Annotated in this window: 9 protein-coding genes and 3 pseudogenes; 5 read left to right on the top strand and 7 right to left on the bottom strand. The window is 69.0% G+C overall.

Annotated elements, in window-relative coordinates; all coding sequences use genetic code 11:
* The 3 genes from U9983_RS22780 to U9983_RS22770 all read left to right on the top strand — a co-directional run.
* The coding region (locus U9983_RS22780) for an MBL fold metallo-hydrolase (protein WP_322755974.1) at nucleotides 1–1,697 on the top strand (1,697 nt) is incomplete at its 5' end.
* Nucleotides 1,685–2,506, top strand: a complete 822-nt coding sequence (locus U9983_RS22775; RefSeq protein WP_322755973.1) for an alpha/beta hydrolase — start codon at nucleotides 1,685–1,687, stop codon at nucleotides 2,504–2,506. The genes U9983_RS22780 and U9983_RS22775, both read left to right, overlap by 13 nt.
* Nucleotides 2,507–2,573: 67 nt before the next feature.
* A complete protein-coding gene (locus U9983_RS22770) occupies nucleotides 2,574–4,514 on the top strand; it encodes an ABC transporter ATP-binding protein (RefSeq protein ID WP_322755975.1) in 1,941 nt (646 codons plus the stop codon).
* A gap of 34 nt (nucleotides 4,515–4,548) precedes the next feature.
* Here the strand turns inward: U9983_RS22770 and dpgD are convergent, their stop codons facing one another.
* The 7 genes and pseudogenes from dpgD to rpsD all read right to left on the bottom strand — a co-directional run.
* Nucleotides 4,549–5,355 carry an enoyl-CoA-hydratase DpgD gene (dpgD, locus tag U9983_RS22765; RefSeq protein ID WP_322755972.1) on the bottom strand — a complete coding sequence of 269 codons (807 nt, stop codon included), beginning with the start codon at nucleotides 5,353–5,355 and terminating at the stop codon, nucleotides 4,549–4,551.
* Entirely contained in the window at nucleotides 5,352–6,653 is a 1,302-nt protein-coding gene (gene dpgC, locus U9983_RS22760) for a (3,5-dihydroxyphenyl)acetyl-CoA 1,2-dioxygenase DpgC (RefSeq protein ID WP_416211489.1), read from the bottom strand. The genes dpgD and dpgC overlap by 4 nt, the downstream gene beginning before the upstream one ends.
* 56 nt (nucleotides 6,654–6,709) lie before the next feature.
* Nucleotides 6,710–7,414, bottom strand: coding sequence for an enoyl-CoA-hydratase DpgB (gene dpgB, locus U9983_RS22755; RefSeq protein ID WP_322755970.1), 705 nt, complete (start codon nucleotides 7,412–7,414; stop codon nucleotides 6,710–6,712).
* 11 nt (nucleotides 7,415–7,425) lie between these two features.
* Nucleotides 7,426–8,487: a 3,5-dihydroxyphenylacetyl-CoA synthase DpgA gene (gene dpgA, locus U9983_RS22750; RefSeq protein ID WP_416211488.1), complete on the bottom strand. Its 1,062-nt coding sequence runs from the start codon at nucleotides 8,485–8,487 to the stop codon at nucleotides 7,426–7,428.
* A gap of 127 nt (nucleotides 8,488–8,614) precedes the next feature.
* The gene (locus U9983_RS22745; protein WP_322755968.1) at nucleotides 8,615–10,081 is read right to left on the bottom strand and encodes a PLP-dependent aminotransferase family protein; all 1,467 of its coding nucleotides are present in this window, start codon (nucleotides 10,079–10,081) and stop codon (nucleotides 8,615–8,617) included.
* Nucleotides 10,082–10,890: 809 nt separating this feature from the next.
* Nucleotides 10,891–12,036 (bottom strand): pyridoxal-phosphate dependent enzyme, encoded by a 1,146-nt coding sequence (locus tag U9983_RS22740; protein ID WP_322755967.1) that lies wholly within the window; start codon nucleotides 12,034–12,036, stop codon nucleotides 10,891–10,893.
* A 267-nt stretch (nucleotides 12,037–12,303) separates the two neighbouring features.
* Nucleotides 12,304–12,675: pseudogene (gene rpsD / locus U9983_RS22735) on the bottom strand (30S ribosomal protein S4); the annotation flags it as partial.
* On the opposite strand from rpsD, the pseudogene U9983_RS22730 reads away from it, so the two are divergent.
* Nucleotides 12,559–13,065 (top strand): annotated as a pseudogene (locus tag U9983_RS22730) (hypothetical protein); the annotation flags it as partial. The pseudogenes rpsD and U9983_RS22730 sit on opposite strands and share 117 nt — an antisense overlap.
* Nucleotides 13,066–13,129: 64 nt before the next feature.
* Nucleotides 13,130–13,475: pseudogene (locus tag U9983_RS22725) on the top strand (ISAs1 family transposase); the annotation flags it as partial.

The following is a 13,475-nucleotide window of genomic DNA, read 5'->3' as shown; positions in this document are numbered from 1 at the left end:
ACAGCTGCGATAGTGGGGCGCACCTGAGTACGGCACGGGTGCGGCTTCCCACGGACCACCCGCAATGGCTGGCAGCAATACCCGACTTCGACGACGATGGAGACTGCATGGGTGGCGAGAGAGAGCCGAGATATCTCCGCTCAAATGTGATCATCGAGCCGCTGGTCGACCGGTTCTACGCCTGGCTGCACACAGTGGCACCCGTCCAGGCGGCGATGAACCTGGCATTCGTGCAGCTACCGCTGCTTGAGTCGTACCTGCAGTCCCCGCTGGTGCACGTCGCTGCCAGCCGTAACCCCGAGCTGCGCGGCGGATACTTCGTCGGTGTCGAAGAGGCTCGCAGCGTGGAGGTCGCCGAGCTGGCCGACTCGATCAAGCGGGATCGCGCTACGATGCTGGAGTTCGCCGCGGCGGTGGTCGAGGCCGAAGAGCTCGTACGGCAGAATGCGACCGGATTCGGCCTCACCCCGCTGTACCCGAAGCTGCCGGCCGCGCTCAACGGCCTGGTCGAGTTGGCCTACGACACCAGCAATCAGCCCTCGGTGCGCTTTCTGGAACCGCTGGCCTACAAGTCCCCCGTTTACGACGAGCGGCGCCAGTCGTTCCAGCTTTCGTTCGACGACGGGGTGGAGCGCCCCTTCATCCTGAGCACTCCCCGCCTGCCGGCGCCCGACCTGCTCGACCTGCCGCTACCGTTCCGCCACACGGGCATGGAGGAGCTGGTCAAGGCTCGGATACAGCCGACAAGCTCGGCTCGTCTACGGGAGGTCCTCGAACTCGACGACGCCCAGGCGGTCCTCCTCGACAGTCTGCTGGACACCAGGCCGAGCCTGTCCCCTGACCGGCACATCGACTCCGGCGGCCGGATCCGCTACTACGGCCATGCTTGCCTCGTGCTGCAGACCACGCAGGTCGCCGTGGTCACCGACCCGTTCATCAGCACCGACAACCGCCACGGCGACCGGTACACCCTCGACGATCTGCCCGACCACATCGACCTGGTACTGATCACCCACGGGCACCAGGACCACATTGTCCTGGAGACCCTGCTGCAGCTGCGCAGCAGGGTGGACGCGGTGGTGGTGCCACGCTCGTCCCGCGGCAACCTGCCCGATCCCTCGATGAGCCTTTATCTCAGGCACCTCGGGCTGCCGGTGGTGGAGGTCGACGACTTCGACGAGGTGCCTTTCCCCGGCGGGAAGGTGACCGCGACGCCGTTCCTCGGCGAACACGCAGACCTCGACATCCGCGGCAAGTCGACCTACTGGGTCGAGCTGGCCGGCAGGTCGGTATATGTCGGCGCAGACTCTTCGGGCGTCGACCCGGTGCTCTACCGCCACGTGCGCGAGCACCTGGGCCCGGCGGATCTGGCGTTCCTCGGCATGGAGTGCGACGGGGCCCCGCTGACCTGGCTGTACCAGGGCCTGCTGACCCGGCCGGTGAGCAAGAAGATGAGCGATTCCCGCAAGCTGTCCGGGTCGAATGCCGCGCAGGCCGCCGACATCATGACCGAACTCGGCGCCGGCGAGGCCTACGTCTACGCCATGGGTGAGGAGAGCTGGCAGGGGCACGTCATGGCCACCACCTACACCGAGGACACCTACCAGATCAAGCAGATCGAGGAGTTCCTGAGCTGGTGCGCCGACCGCGGCATCCCCGCCGAGCATCTGCTCAACAAACGCGAGTGGCGCTGGTAGCGGACATGCCCTTCCTGCACACGAACGGCATCCGACTCTCCTACCAGCGGTCCGGCCAGGGCGACCGAGTTCTGATGATCATTGGCACTGGCGCCGGCGGTCACGCCTGGACCATGCACCAGACGCCTGCGCTGAACCGGGCCGGCTACGAGACGGTTGTCTTCGACAACCGGGGCATCCCGCCGTCGGACGCCCCCGTTGACAAGTACTCGCTCGCCGACATGGTCGCCGACACCACCGGGCTGATCGAAGAGCTGGGGCTGGCGCCGTGCCGGATCGTCGGTAGCTCCCTGGGTGCCACCATCGCCCAGGAACTGGCCATCGACCACCCGCACCTCGTCCGGTGCGCGGTCCTGATCGCCACCCGAGCCCGCGCCGACGCCGCCCGCCGCGCCCAGACGGCCGCGGAGCGAGCGTTGCTGGAAAGCGGCATCCGCCTGCCCGCCGAGTACGAGTCCGCCAAACGAGTCTTCGACATGCTCTCCCCTGCGACCCTGAACGACGACGCCGTGGTCGCCTCCTGGCTGGAGCTCTTCGCGCTGGCCAGCGCTCGGCGCGACATCACCCCCGGCCAGGCCTGGATCGACAACGACACCGACCGGAGCGAGCGGCTGCGTGCCGTCGCCACACCGTGCCGGGTCGTCGCCTTCACCGATGACCTCATCACGCCACCGCACCTGGGTGCCGAGGTGGCCGAGGCGATCCCGGACTGCGACTACGTCGAGATCCCCGACGCCGGCCACCTTGGACACCTCGAGAAGCCGGAAGAGCTCAACGCAACGATCATCGAATTCCTTGACGGGCACTGACACAGGAACGCTGTCGCAGCCCCGGCCACCGACGCCGGACAGACCAGGGAAGGTATCCGTGAGTATAATGGGCGGCCCGGCTTCGGGTCCGATGGGGCGTCTCCGGTTCGACGACGGGTCCATCTCCAGGCAGAAGGTCCGACCCGGTACGGTCCGGCGCATCGTCCCGTACGCGCTGCGCTACCGCTGGGCACTGGCCACACTGCTGGCGGTCACGGCCTTCGACGCGATCGCGACGGTGGCCAGCCCGCTGCTGCTCAAGATGGTCATCGACGACGGGATAGCCCGCGGGAAACTGTCCGTGGTCGTCGCACTGTCGCTCGCTATCGCCGCACTGGCGCTGGTCGACGCGCTGGCGGTCTTCGTCCAGTCCTGGTCGTCGGCGCGGGTCGGCCAGGGCGTGGTCTACGACCTGCGCACCGAGGTGTTCGACCACGTACAGCGCCAGCCTCTCGCGTTCTTCGTCCGGGCCCAGACCGGCTCCCTGGTCAGCCGGCTCAACACCGACGTGATCGGGGCCCAGCAGGCGGTCACGTCGCTGCTTTCCCAGACCTTGTCCGTGGTGCTGACCCTGGCTCTCGTGCTCGTCGCAATGCTCTACCTGTCCTGGGCGATCACCGTCGCCGCGCTGCTGATGATCCCCCTGTTCCTGCTGCCCGCCAAGGTGATCGCCCGGCGGCTGCAGCGCCTGGCCCGGACCACGATGCAGCTCGACGCCGAGATGGGCTCGATGATGAACGAGCGCTTCAACATCTCCGGTGCCCTGCTCGCCAAACTCTACGGACAGCCCGACAACGAGTCCGCGGCCTTCGCCGACCGGGCCCGCCGGGTCCGCGACATCGCAGTCACCGAGACCGTGTACGGACGAATGCTGTTCATGATTATCTCCCTGCTCACCGGCCTCACCACGGCGCTGGTGTACGGCGTCGGCGGCGCGCTGACCATCCACAGCGCGCTGCAGGTCGGTACCCTCATCGCGATGTTCGCGCTACTGATGCGGCTGTACGGCCCGATCAACCAGGTCACGAACATCCAGAAGAACTTCGTGACCGCGCTGGTCAGCTTCGACCGGGTCTTCGAGGTGCTCGACCTGGTGCCGCTCATCGTGGAGCGAGCCGGCGCCCGTGCGCTGCCGGCCGCCGGCGCGGACGGCGCGACGGCTCCGGACATCGAGTTCGACGACGTCTCCTTCCGCTATCCGAATGCCTCCGAGGTCTCGCTCGCCTCCTTGGAATCCATCGCCGTCCGCAAACCGGAACGCGCCAGCACGACCGACGTCCTGTCGGGGATGAGTTTCCGAGCCCCGGCCGGACAACTGACCGCGCTGGTCGGGCCGTCCGGCGCCGGCAAGACCACGATTACCCAGCTGGTGCCACGGCTGTACGACCCGACCTCGGGAACCGTGCGCATCGGTGGGCTCGACGTCCGCGACCTGACCCTGCGCTCGCTGGGCGACACCGTCGGCGTGGTCACTCAGGACGCGCACCTGTTCCACGACACGATCCGCGCCAACCTGATCTACGCCCGCCCGGACGCCACCGAGCTCGACATCATCGAAGCCTGCGAAGCGGCCCGGATCTGGGACACCGTCTCCTCGCTTCCGGACGGCCTCGACACCGTAGTCGGCGACCGTGGGCACCGCCTGTCCGGCGGGGAGAAGCAGCGCATCGCGCTGGCCCGGCTGCTACTCAAGTCACCGCCGGTCGTCGTCCTCGACGAGGCCACCGCGCACCTGGACTCCGAATCGGAGGCGGCAATCCAACGCGCCCTCAAGATCGCACTGGCCGGCCGGACTTCGCTGGTGATCGCCCACCGCCTGTCCACCATCCGCGAGGCTGACCAGATCCTCGTCATCGACGCGGGCCGCATCCGGGAACGAGGGACGCACGAGGAGCTGCTGGACGCCGACGGGCTCTACGCGGAGCTCTTCCACATTCAATTCGCGTCTCAGGGTGCGAACGGATCCCACCCGGCGACCGCTCTTCGCGCGCGGGACTCGTCGCAGTGACCTTCCGGCGCCGGATGGTCGAGCGGGGCGACGGTCAGCGGCCACGCCACACGGGAACACGGCCCTCGGCGAAGGCTCGGGGGCCTTCCACGGCGTCCTCGCTGTGCATCCGCCGTTCCTCCCAGCCGAAGCGCGTCTCAAAGGCCTGCTCCAGGGGCATGTCGAGCGAGCGCATGACCGCCTCCTTGATCGCCCGCACCGCCAGCGGCGCGCTGCGCAGCAGGTCGGCCGTCCATTCCTCGACGCACGCGTCCAGCTCCGCGGCGGGCACGACCTGGTTGACCAGTCCGAAGCGCAGCGCGAGGTCGGCCGGGATCCGGCGGCCGGTCAACATGTGGCCCATCGCGGTCTTCAACGGCAGTTGTCGGGCCAACCGGAACGCGCCGCCGGCGCCGGGCACCAGGCCCAAGGTGGCCTCCGGCAGCGCAAAGACCGCCGTGTCGCAGGCCACGACGAGGTCGCAGGCCAAGGCGAGCTCGAAGCCGCCGCCCAGGGCGTAGCCGTTGACTCGGGCGATCGCCGGCTTGCTGAAGGCGAACCGCTCGGTCAGCCGAGGCCAGCCCGGCTGACCGCGGCTGCCGAACGTCGTCGGCGCGGCCCCGGCGGCGGTCAACCGGGCGCGCTCGCGCAGATCCTGCCCGACCGAGAACGCCCGGTCCCCGGCGCCGGTCAGCACAACCACGCGCACGTCGTCGTCGTGCTCGACGTCGTCCCAGACCTCCGCGAGCTCGGCGTGCGTGCGCAGGTCCATCGCGTTGAGCACGGCTGGCCGGTTCAGCGTGACCCGGGCCACGTGGTCCTTCTTCTCCAGGAGGACCCGTGGTCCGTCGGCCTGGCTCACGCCACCGTGCCCTTCGCGGCGAACCGTCCCACCTTTCCGATGACGTCGTCGCCGTAGATCCGCAGCGCCTGCTGCAACGCGAACTCGGCCATGTAACGGCGGAACCCCTCCGCGGGCTCCTCGGCCAGGTTCAGCATCCGGCGATTGGCCAGGACGGCCGGGCCCTGCAGCCGCTCGAGGGCCTTCTCGACGGCCTCGTCCATTTCCTCGGGCTCGACCACCTCGTCGACCAGGAACCGGGCCTCGGGATCGCTCGCCCAGAGCTTGCGGCCGTGCAGCACCAGCCGCCGGGAGAACCTCGCCCCGCCGTACCGGCCGAGGCGGAAGTTCGCGGCGCCCGGGACGATGCCCTCCTGGGCGGCGGGCAGGCTGAGGTAGGAGTCAGCGGCGGCGAGCACGTGGTCGAAGACGAGCAGCAGTTGGGCGCCACCGCCGATCGCGAACCCGTCCACCGCAGCGACCCACGGTTTCTCGACGGTGTGCGAGTGCCAGGACGCGCCGTCGCCGAGGAGAACCCCTTTGAGCAGCTTGTGGAGGTAGCCGAGCTCGCGGCGCAGCAGGAAGTCCACGAGCGAGATACGGCCCGCGTGCAGGGCCTTGAGATTGATGCCCGCGCTGAAGACCCGCCTGCCGAAGTAGCGCGGATGGCTCATCACGCCGCCGCGCAGCAGGCCGACGCGGGTCTTCGGGTCCAGCAGTGCGAGGTCGACGGCGGTCTCCATGTCGTCCACCTGCCGGTCGTCCTCGGCATTCAGGCAGTCGTCGCGGCACATCGTCAGCCGGGTCGCTCCCCCATGCCGCTCGACGCGGACGGAGCCCAGGTCCGCACGGCCGGACTCGGTAAACTGCGGCAGGAGGCCCAGGGCGCGCGGCGTCGGGCGGAGCATCGCGTCCAGCAGGTGCGGACCGGCCGAAGCCGAGCCCAGCACGCGGTGGAAGAAAATTCCCTGGTCGATCTCGTGGCCATCCTTGCCGGCCTGTGTCCGGGTCCGCTCGGCTGTGATCTGCTCCCGCGTGGGGACCAGTCCGGGGAAGCGGTCCGCGGCGGCCTCGGCCAGCTCGCCGATCGGGACGTGACGCGACCGGCTGTCGGTCAGCTCGTCGTAGACGGCGTCAACGTGCGCGTCGAGGAACGCGCATCGCAGGGTCCTGACGGCGTCGCGCACTCCGGCGGCGGCGCGCTGCTCGGGAGTCCGCTGGGCGGGCTCGGGAAGGGAGACGAGCTGCTTGTCCGCGTCCTCGGCGGCCTGAGCGAGCGCATGGCGGGCACTGGGAAGGTCCGCGCGGACCGCCGACAGCCGCGCATCCGCCTCCCCGGTCGCCGGGTCCGCTCCGGCGGGCGCCACGTCCGCGCTCACGACGCCGCTCCCGCCGAGATCTGCCGCAGCGCACGATCGCAGGCCGCCAGGTGCGCGCCGAGCGCCTCCTCGAAGGATGTCGTCCCCGCGTCGAGCATCAGCTGCCGCCGGATGGCGAGTTCGGGCCCTGCGAAGGCGCCGGTCAACCCGGCGGCCCGGTCCAGCGCCTCGCCCACCTCGTCGGTCACCTCGTCGACCAGCTGCAGCGCCAGCGCGGACAGCGCGTCGATCGGGGCACCGAACAGCACCGCCCGGCGCACCGCCGACCTGGCCGACCCGTGGCTCGCCAGCCGGTACAACGCCATCCCCGGCCACGTCGCACCCGACCCCACCGGCACGATGAGCCGCGTGGTGGTTGTCGCGACCCGGTAGTCCGTGGCGAGCAGGATGTCCAGCGCGACGCCACCACAGTCGCCGTCCGCGACCGCGACAGTCGTGGCCGGCAGCCGCTCCAGCCGCCGCAGCCCGCGCTCCCACCGGTTCACCAACGCCACGTTCAGCCCGTCGGTCCACGTCCCCTCGGGCACGCCCAACAGGTGGACGATCACCCGGGCCGACCCGCCGAGCGCCTCGGCCCGGTCGCAGGCCTGCCCGACCCGCGCGACCAGGTCGGCGGAGATGGGCTGCCTGCCGTCGATCCGCAGCACCTCGTCGCCCAGGACGCCGTCATCCGTCCTCGTGATGTCAGCACCCTGTCGCATATCCCGCCCCGTCACCATTGGATCAATGCGGTCTCGATGGTCGAACCCGGTCCCATGGTCATCAGGACCCCGTAGTCGCCGGGCCTGACGACCTTCTCCTTGAGCAGCCGGTCGTAGGAGAAGAGGAAAGAGCCGCTCGACAGGTTGCCGAAGTCGCGCAGCACCTCCACGGTGTGCCGGACGTCGTGGCGGGTCAGACCGAGGTTGACGCGGACCGCGTCGATGACCTTCTTCCCACCGGAGTGCACGAGCCAGTGCCCGACGTCGCCGCGGCGCAGTCCCGCGCCGGACAGCAGGCGGTCCACGACGTGCTCGGCGTTGGCGCCGACCACGTAGGGGATGTCGGGGTCGAGGAAGAAGCTGAACTTGTTCTGGTCGTCGTCCCAGTCGTAGCGCATAGCCCCGACGGCGTCGGTGATGATATGGCTGGCGAAGCCCAGCACTCGCGGGCCCGCCGCCGCGTCGCCGCCGCGTTCGGGGGCGATCAGTGCGACGGCCGCCGCGCCGTCCCCGAACAGGCTGTTGACGACCGCGGTCCGCATCGTGGAGTCGAAGACGTAGGCGGCGGAGCAGGCCTCCGCGCACACCATCACGGCGAGCCGTGCGGGGTTGGCCCGGGCCCAGGCGACCATCCCGTTCAGGGCGTTGAGTCCGGCGTTGCAGCCCATACCCACGACGTCCACCCGATGGCAACTCGGATTGATCGCCAGCTGTCGGATGATCAGGGCGCTCAGTCCCGGGACGAGGAATCCGGTCGTGGTCACGCAGCACAGGTAGTCGAGGTCGGCCAGGTCGGCCCCGACGCTGTCCAGGCACGTCAGCAGGGCGCGCGAACCCATGTCGACCGCGAGTTTCTTGTGCTTGGCCAGGAGTTCGCCCTGGATCTCCGGGACCCGCAGGCCGTTGGCGTCCTGCGGTGGGATCGTCAGGTACCGTCGCTCGATCGCGCTGTTGAGGAACACCGATCGGATCCTGGGATCGGTGATCCGGAAGATGTCGAGCAGTTCCCGCTGGCTGTAGGAGTCCTGCGTCACGGCGGTGCCGACGCCGGCGATCCGGGCGGCGTTCGGCATCCGCGGCGCCGCGGCGCCGAAGTCGTGCGAGGCGAGGAGAGGCAGGCTGAGGCTGGCGGTCATCGGAACGTCCACCCCCACATACGGGGCCTGCTTCGCAGCCTGGGTGTCACCCTAATCACTTCGATCATCCTCTCTCGAATGACGGCTGGGCAGCCGATACGGACAGTGCGGTCGACGGCGAGGTGGCCCCGGAGGTGATGAACCGCGCGAGCCGCGCGATCCCGTCGACGATGTCGGCCTGGGTCAGGTAGCTCGTGGACAGGCGGATGGCCCGGTGCCCGCCGCCGCGCGGATAGAAGTAGGACAGCGGGGTCCAGATGACTCCAAAGTCCTGCGCCGAGCGGGCCAGCGCGGCGTTGTCCGCAAGGAAGGGGACGTTGACGGTCAGGAAGAACCCGCCGCTGGGCCGGTTCCAGCTCACGCCCAGGGCGGCGCGGCGCTCGGCCGGGATGTTCGCCTCCAGTTGGGCGAGCGTGGCCCGCATCGCGTCCCCGTAATACGCCGACGTCGCCACGTTGAGGTCGGCAGCCCGGCCGTCGGCGGCCAGCAGCATGCCCGCGACGACGGCCTGACTGAGCGGGGAGGTGTTCACCGTCACCATGCTCTTGATCCGGGTGAGCTCGTCGGCCAGCAGCCCGGTCCCGCCGGCCCGGTCGACCACGACCTGGTCGGCGACCGCGAACCCCACCCGCGCGCCGGGAAACAGGGTCTTGGAGAACGACCCCAGGTGCACTACCCCGCGCCGCCGATCGAGAGATTTCAGGGTCGGCAGCTGTCGCCCGGGGCTCACCAGCCGGTACGGACTGTCCTCGACGATCAGCACACCGAGCCGCGCGGCCAGGTCGAGCAGTTCGTGCCGGACCGCCAGCGGCATGGTCGTCCCCAGCGGATTGGAGTGATCGGAGACCACGTAGAAGGCGCGGGGCCGCCGGCCGCGCGCCCGCTCGGCGAGCACTGCCGCCTCCAGGTCGGCGCAGCGGAACCCGTCCTGCTGCTCCTCGACCACCGCGAGCCCGATGTCGAGCACGCGCGCCGCGCCGATGACGCCGACATAGCAGGGGCTTGGGACCACAAGCACGTCGTCGGATCCGGCGATCAGTGCCCGGAGGGTGAGGAGCATGGCCTCCTGACAGCCGACGGTAACCACGACGGACTCCGGCGGAACGTCAATGCCCTCGTCCTTGCGCAGCGAGTCGGCGACCAACGCGCGGATACGGCCGGCCGTCGGGCCGTACTGGAAGAACGCGTCGCGGATCTGGGCCGGCGTCTGCCCGCTGTCGGCGAGGTGGGAGAGATAACGTCGGAGGTGCGTGAAGATCTGCTCGACGTCGAAGAAGCCGTCGTGCGGGCGGCCCGGGGCGAACGAGATGGCGTCGGGATAGCGCAGGGTGACCTCGTTGAGGAAGTTCATCGTGTCCAGCACCGGATCGGACACGCTGGCGTGCAGGCCCTCCTTGCGCAGCGCGTCGCCGATGGACACTTCGACGTGCTCGACGTGCTCGACGTGCTCGACGTGCTCGACGTGCTCGACGTGCTCGACGTGCTCGACGTGCTCGACGTGCTCGACGTGCTCGACGTCTCGAGCGGCCATGCGGGCACCCCCATGAGGCGTGATGTCAGGAATCGATGGTCCGGCACCGCCGGCTGGCGACCGTGGTCAGTACTTGCCGCGGAACTAGATGATCGCCATGTTGACCTCGGCCAGGCGCTCCAGGAAGCCGAGCTGGCCGACGGACTCGATTCGCATCGAGGATCGGGTCTCCTTCAGTTATCGGCCGTGGCCCGGCATCGGAGCCCGCCCCGCACGACGCACCGGCTCATCGCTGATCACCATGACACCGCGATCCACTATGGCCGAGGGCCGCACGGTCAATCAATACGTGCCTCCCGGTCGCCCACCGCGAAGAGGGGCCCGATTCCGCCGAACATCGCAGGTGAAAGGGCGTGGTGATGCGAAATGGCGCGCCCGACGGGACGGCGCCGGAGAAGGTGCTCAACCGCGGCCCGGCGTCGGTTGAACACCCGGGCGTCAGCTATGAGAGCTCTGCGATATCAACCCCGGCGCAACTTACGACGACAGCCTTGACATATGACTTCGAGCTGTGCAAAGTTGCTGCGCAACGATACCATCCGGTAGCCCCAGGCCCGACCCGTGTCGACAAGAATGTGAACCCAGATATTCTCAACCGCCGGTAAGTGATCGCCCATACGATGAGGTGCGCGGAGAACGAGATACACACCTGATCCCATCGCGACAGCGCCCAGAAGACAGGCTGAGCTACCAAGGACAGGTCGGCGTCGGCGGGCAGTCCGCGCCAACCTTTTCACACGTATGCGTCAGACCATGCCCCGCGCCGGTCTGGCTGCCGGGGTCGACGGCGGGTGTTTGGTGGTCAGGTGTCACGTCGCCTTCAGTCCTGCTCCGCAGAGCGGCAGGACGATCAGGGGTGGGCGTCCGGTGCGGTGGGAATGTGCGGTGATCCAGGTGGCGCCGGGTCCGTTCAGCCAGTCGGACAGGCCGGCATAGGTGGCCGCCGCGGTGGGTTCCACGAACAGCCCACGGGCGGCGAGCCGGGCCTGGGCCGGCAGGATAGCCTCCTCCGGCGCGGTGACCACCCGCCCGTTGCTGGCGCGCACGACGGCGAGGATCTCAGCGCCTCGCGGCGGCGCCGCGATCGCTATGCCCTCGGCCATCGTGGTCTCGGGCGCCACGGCGGCGACGTGGGCGGCGTCGGCGGCGAACGCGGCGGCGATCGGGGCGCACCGTCTTGCCTGCACGGCGAGGATCGGCGGGATGTCGTCGACCAAGCCGGACCGCTGAAGCTGCCGGAAGCCGCGATAGGTGCCGAGCACGAGGGTGCCGTTGCCCACTGGCAGGACGAGTAGGTCGGGTGCCTTCCCGTGGAGCTGCTCGACCAGTTCGAACGCGAAGGTCTTCACGCCCTCGACGAACAGCGGGTTGTAGACGTGGCTGGCGTAGAAGGCACCCGACCGTTCCACCGCGCCGATCGCCGCGTCGGCGGCGGCGGCTCGGTTCCCGTCCACCCAGTGCACGACCGCCCCGTGCACCCGCATCTGCACCGTCTTCTTCGCCGAGGTGGCTGTCGGCACGTAGACCTCAAGCGGGATCCCGGCGCGCGCTGCGTACGCGGCGATCGCGGTTCCTGCGTTGCCGCTGGAGTCAGCGACCATCCGCCGTACTCCGAGCCGGCGTGCGGCAGCGACGAGCATGACCGCGCCGCGGTCCTTGAACGACAGGGTCGGCATGACATATTCAAGCTTTCCGAGCACGCGGGCGCCGGTCGGGTGTGTTTCCAGCGAGACGAGTGGGGTCATTCCCTCCCCGAGGGTCAGCGCCTGCCAGTCCAGGTCGTGGGTGGCGGGATGCAACATGCCGGCATAGCGCCACATGCCATGCCGGTCGTTGGATGCCAGGGTGAGCCCGGCATCATGGTCTTCGAGGTCGAACAGCCCGCCGCACGAGCAGCGCCACCGCACCGGGTTCAGCTCGTCGCGGTTTCCGCAGCCAGGGCAGACGACTGTCACGACGGTTCCTCGAAGGTGTAAGGACGCTCAGCCTGGTGGCCGCAGCGTCGCCGGTGGTGGAGACGGCGGCGACCGCATTCGCGGCGGCGGGCAGCGACAACGGGTGTTCGGGGGCTGCGCCGTCCACGATCAAGTGCCGGCCGTTGGAGAAGCCTACCGGACCTCCTCGGCGTCGGCTGGTGGTGTGCGCAGGTCGAGCAGGCCGTGGAGTAACCCCGGCAGGTCGTCAGGTATGCCGGCGGCAGCGGGACGACGCCGCCGACACACCTACGGTGCGTAGAACTCAACTACCATGCGCTCGTCGCAGATCACCGGGATCTCCTCCCGCGCGGGGAGCCGGATCAGCCGGGCCCGCAGCGCCGCGACATCCACATCCAGGTAGGGCGGGACCACGGCGGCGTGCCCGCCGGCAGCCGCAGTCACGAACGGCGCCAGCGCCTTGCTGCGGTCCGCGACCTCGACGACGTCGCCCGGCCGAACCCGGTACGAGGGCCTGTCAACCTTGCGGCCGTCCATCGCCACATGCCCGTGGGTCACGGCCTGGCCCGCCTGGTAGATCGTGCGCGCGAAGCCGGCCCGCAGCACCACCGCGTCCAGCCGGGTTTCCAGATCGACCAGCAGCGCCTCGCCCGTTTTGGCGGGACGAGGATACCCCAGCCCCTGCTGGCCCGGTTGGGCGCGCCCTACGACCACTTTCTCGGAAGGTACCGAGTACCCAGTGAGAAGACAATCCGCAGGGTCCTCCAGGCCATCGACATTGCGGCCCTGGACGCCCGCATCGGTTGCTGGCTCTTCGCGCAGACCGCCTGGGAGAACGGAGAGCAGATCGCCATCGCGATCGACGGCACGGTCATGCGTGGAGCCTGGGCGGACGAGAAGACGCAGGTCAAGCTACTCGCCGCAATGATCCACGGAAGAGGTCTCGTCGTCGGACAGATCCGCGTCCCCGACGACACCAACGAGATCACCCAGGTCGAGGACCTGCTCGACCAGCTTCCGGCAATGCCGTGCAGGCCGACCGCGACCCTCGACGCGGCGCATACTCAGGACGACACCGCGAAGGACATCGTCAAGCACGGGATGGACTACAGTGATGACCGTGAAGGGGAACCGCCCGACACTAAAAAAGCAGACGTTCGACCGGGTCCTTCCACTTCTCCAGGAACCAGCCCACCACGAGGTCGAGGAACGTGGACACGGCCGGATCAAAAATTGGCAGACCTGGGCCACGAAAGCCGAAGGTATTGAGTTCCCACATGTCAACAATGCGGCCATCATCCGGCGAGACGAGTTCGACCTCGCCGGAACTCGCCTCACTCGCGAATATGCCCTCGTCCTCACCAGCGCTACGAGCACACGTGCCACAGCGTCCTACTTCCACTCCCACGTCCGCGGCCAATGGGGCATCGAAAACGAAATCCACTACACTCGCGACACGG

Source organism: Protofrankia sp. Cas3 (assembly GCF_963555955.1).
Classification (GTDB): Bacteria; Actinomycetota; Actinomycetes; order Frankiales; family Frankiaceae; genus Protofrankia.
The sequence above is the reverse complement of the archived record's forward strand: the minus strand, read 5'-3'. Positions and strand labels throughout refer to the sequence as shown.

Excerpts from the sequence above, each read along its gene's own strand:
- U9983_RS22770 (WP_322755975.1), top strand. The coding sequence starts at position 2,574 with ATGGGCGGCCCGGCTTCGGGTCCGATGGGGCGTCTCCGGTTCGACGAC.
- dpgB (WP_322755970.1), bottom strand. The coding sequence starts at position 7,414 with ATGCGACAGGGTGCTGACATCACGAGGACGGATGACGGCGTCCTGGGC.
- U9983_RS22745 (WP_322755968.1), bottom strand. The coding sequence starts at position 10,081 with ATGGCCGCTCGAGACGTCGAGCACGTCGAGCACGTCGAGCACGTCGAG.
- dpgA (WP_416211488.1), bottom strand. The coding sequence starts at position 8,487 with ATGCCGAACGCCGCCCGGATCGCCGGCGTCGGCACCGCCGTGACGCAG.